The organism is Elizabethkingia argenteiflava (genome assembly GCF_009904105.1).
Taxonomy (GTDB): domain Bacteria; phylum Bacteroidota; class Bacteroidia; order Flavobacteriales; family Weeksellaceae; genus Elizabethkingia; species Elizabethkingia argenteiflava.
This window is the reverse complement of sequence record NZ_JAAABJ010000552.1, coordinates 1-310: the sequence shown is the minus strand read 5'-3', so window position 1 is coordinate 310 and position 310 is coordinate 1. Positions and strand designations below refer to the sequence as shown.

The following is a 310-nucleotide window of genomic DNA, read 5'->3' as shown; positions in this document are numbered from 1 at the left end:
TAAAAGACAGAAAAAGCCAAAAACAAAATAATAACAATAAAACCCATAAACAAAAATTATTCCAACGATATCAACCCAGAGCATATTAAAGATCTCACGCGTGACAACAGAACCATTAACACTTACCTTTAAAAACATACAATCCAGAAATACAAATGGATAGACGGTTTCAAGAGGACGGTTTATACATTCTTGAACAGCGGGTAGTACACTATCGGTAATACGGGATATCACTGCAGGAGAAATCTCCATAGAATACATTTGCTCAACATAATCCAGCATTGCTCGGGTACACACTCCCATAGCGTAC

1 protein-coding gene is annotated in these 310 nt (G+C 36.8%); it reads right to left on the bottom strand.

What is annotated here, in order from left to right; translation table 11 throughout:
- The coding region (locus tag GNY06_RS09260; RefSeq protein ID WP_176590006.1) for a transposase at positions 1–310 on the bottom strand (310 nt) is incomplete at both ends.